Raw genomic sequence first — 3,601 nt, forward strand, 5'->3', positions numbered from 1 at the left:
TTCATAGTGTCTCAGGTCAATGCCAATAAAAGCGTTGATTTGATTGGTAGACTGAAAGCGACGTTCCTACAGACGTAGTAGAGTTGGCGTTCCAGTTTTGCTTGAACCTCGATGTAGATATCTTTTTCAAAAACAAGAGAAGTAATGATGTTAGGGTCTTTAATTCCGATTAATTCTGTGGTATTCATTCCTAATGATGGTTTGGTTGCTTTTCATTATAGTTCTTATGGGACTTTTTGTGTACATTTAAAAAGCTCTATAAATCTACAGTGGTTTTACCCACTACAGAAATTAGACTCCTTGTCAACTGTAGTGGGTTGAAGAAAAGCTAAGTTTTCGAAATGAGGAAATCCGTTCTTTTGTGAATTTTTATGCAATATATATATATATATATATATTGCATAAAAAACCAATTATATTTTGAAGAAGCTTGTTGTTATCATTTTTTAGTATCTAGAAAACAAAAAAATAATATAAATAAATTGAATAAAACGAGACAAATTAATTGACAAATTAATATGATTTGAGTTATAGTTAAATTACTTTTATAACAGCAATACATACTTTTATATGTAACTGTAAAATTTTTTATTTGACATTAAGAGGAGAAAACATGTATTCAAGAATGGAAAAATTCCATGGTAGAAAAGCTCAACGTTTTTCTATTCGTAAATATAGCTTTGGTGCTGCTAGCGTTCTTTTGGGAACGGCACTCTTTTTAGGTGCTAATGGAGTACGAGCTGATGAGGCTACGCCTTCAGTAAACCCAGCTACTTCTGGACTATCAAATTCAGATAAAAATGTTTCAGGTTCTACCTTGTCAACACCTGTTGTAGAGAAACTTCCAGAATTAAAGATTGATGCTGTAAAAGCAGATGAAAACGCTGAAGTTAAAGAAGAATCTAAAAATGAAGTAACAACTGTAGCAGAAAAAGAAGTTACTGAAGCGACTACAGATAAAACTGATAAAAAAACAGAAACAGATGTAAAAGAAAAATCTGATAAAGAGCACGCTGACAAAACAGAAGCAGATAAAGAAAAAACTGAAAAAGTTGAAACAGAAAAAGCACAAGATGATGTTAAGACAGTTCTTACTCAATTAACTTCAGAAGCTGATGTTATGGCAACAGTAGCCTCAAACTTTTCAGATAAAGAAGTGACAGGTGTTGAAGATAAACAAAATTTGTCAGCTGCAATTACTGCAGTGAAGCTTGAAGCAACAGCGTCTAAAGAATTGCTCTTATCTGATGCTTCTAAAGACCAGATGGTAGCTCAAGTGAATCGTCTTTCTGACGCAATCGAAGCAGTCTATGCTGAAATGAAGCGTGCAGGTCATGCAGGAAAAGTTGAAGCAGTGTTAGATGATGCAACAACCCAAGACCAAAAAATCGTAGGTAAAGATGTTGTTAAAGATGGACAAAAAGTTAAATCTGTAACAAATGGTTATATTACTATGAATGCTGACAATACAGCTCCTAAGGCGTGGGGATTTGATTCAACATTTGATACTTCAGATTTACAAGCAGGAGACATTACAAAAATTGAAGTAACAAACTTAGCAGAGTTTGGTGCGGCATTTCCTGTTGGAAAAGAAATTACAGCAGCAGATGGTACTGTAATTGGTAAAGTTAAATCTATCGACTATAAAACATCAACAGGAAACAACAATAATAAATCTGTACCATATTGGGCACAACGTACTCAACGTGGAATGACTTATGATGAGCGTGTTGCTGAACAACCACCTGTCGCTAATGAAACTGGGACATACACTTATAACATTGAATGGAATGCAAAAGCGAAAGATTACCCTAATATTTCATTCGGTGCTGAAAACTTATCAGGTGGTGGTTACTTAGCTCCACAAATCTCAAAAGATACAGATTACAAAGCAACTATTAAGATCGATGGCAGAACGGTTGTTGAACACACCTATACACGTAAAGGTCAACAAGCAAGTTTCTCAAAACAAGGGACATCAGCTTCGTTAAGAACAAATAATGGTTTAGGATATGTTTCAAATGAACTGAAAAGTAAGAGTGATACGTTAGAGATTAATACAGACTCAGACATCCGTTATGGAGTAGGGTCTAAATTTACTATTAAATTACCTAATTCTGAATTTACAGAATTTAAAGAACTTGAAGGAAGTACTAACTTTGTAAATGGTTTAAATACAGCTTCAACTCTTAACCCTAACAAAGGAGACAGTATTACATACCGTCTTGCTAACCGTTGGGCAAACGTTAAAGCTAATGAAAATAATGTTTGGATTCTTCAAGATGGTCGTGAAGGTGGATTTACATTAACTCCAAAACTGATCTCTCCAACAGAATTAGAGGTAACTGTAACAGAAGGATACATCCAAGAAGGTTCTAATATCTCGTTATCTCTTCAATCTTTAGGTGTAGAAAAAGTAATTAAAGATAAAACTTTAACAAGTGAATTCTCTAACGTTACGTATAACGAATCTGGGATTATTACAGGTGGAACAGCAGGAAACAATAAAACTGCAGCTACTCTTACAGTATCAGGTGGTACATCTATTAACGGTGAAAAAGAAGATGTTACTACAACAGTTGCAAATGGTTGGGAAATCAACGCATCTGGAACACCTTTAGGAGAACCACCAACAGGAGCAGTAGTAATTGGACTTAAAGATCTTGAGACTGGTAAAATTATAGGACATGCTACTACTAAATACGATGGTAATCGTCCGTTAAATGAAGATGGTACAAAGGATAATACTAATGTCCTAGGTGAAAAATACGATGTATCTGACTATATTCCTCCATTAATAAAAGAAGTGGATGGAGAAGAGTACATCCTTGCAAACATTCCTACAACAGGAATTGAAGGTACGTTAAGTGTAACGAACACTAGAGCTCGTGATTTATATTCTACTGAAGAATTGAAAGAGAATGGGCTTAATGCATCAGCTTATGTTACGCCTGTAGATTACAATTACGTTAAGAAAACAAGAGTAGAAGAAGTAAATCGTACAATTAAGTATGTGTATGCTGATGATGCACAAGGTCTTGCAGGACAACAAGTATTTGATCCAACGACTCAGACTGTAAGCTATAAAGGAACTGTTAAGACAAATGCTGAGGGTAAAGCAGAAATTGGTTCAAATGATAAACCAATCTACATTAACTGGAAAGGTATTGGAGATACAAATCTTCCAGAAGTAACAGTACCTCAAAAAGAAGGTTACATTGCAAGTGTAGAAAAAGTTCCTGTACAGCCAACAACTGCAACAGATGAAGATTACGAATATGTAGTAACTTACTCACCAATCCAAAAAGCTAAAACAACATTTGTCTACCAAGACAAAGATGGTAATGTTAAGCAAGTGGAAGGTAACACGCCAATCTCTGAAACAGGTAAAGGTGGAGACAAACTTACAAAAGCGGATGAAATTGCTGCGAAAATCAAAGAAGCTCAAAATAAAGGATATGAATTAGTATCTAATACATATCCAACAGACGGAGCATTCGATAAAGATGTTAACACTGACCAAGAGTTCACAGTAACGCTTAAAGAACGTGTTGTACCAGTAACACCAGATCAACCAAAAACACCAGGAACTCCAGTAGAT

The 3,601-nt window shown here is 35.0% G+C and carries 2 protein-coding genes; one reads left to right on the forward strand and one right to left on the reverse strand.

The window, feature by feature from the left end; translation table 11 throughout:
- Positions 1-11: 11 nt before the first annotated feature.
- Positions 12-188 carry a hypothetical protein gene (locus ADF62_RS11035; RefSeq protein WP_003094080.1) on the reverse strand — a complete coding sequence of 59 codons (177 nt, stop codon included), beginning with the start codon at positions 186-188 and terminating at the stop codon, positions 12-14.
- Positions 189-613: 425 nt separating this feature from the next.
- On the opposite strand from ADF62_RS11035, the gene ADF62_RS06785 reads away from it, so the two are divergent.
- A partial coding sequence (locus ADF62_RS06785; RefSeq protein WP_048788422.1) for a mucin-binding protein occupies positions 614-3,601 on the forward strand: 2,988 nt, incomplete at its 3' end.

The organism is Streptococcus sp. 1004_SSPC (assembly GCF_001069025.1).
GTDB lineage: Bacteria > Bacillota > Bacilli > Lactobacillales > Streptococcaceae > Streptococcus > Streptococcus vestibularis.

Excerpts from the sequence above, each read along its gene's own strand:
- ADF62_RS11035 (WP_003094080.1), bottom strand. The coding sequence starts at position 188 with ATGAATACCACAGAATTAATCGGAATTAAAGACCCTAACATCATTACT.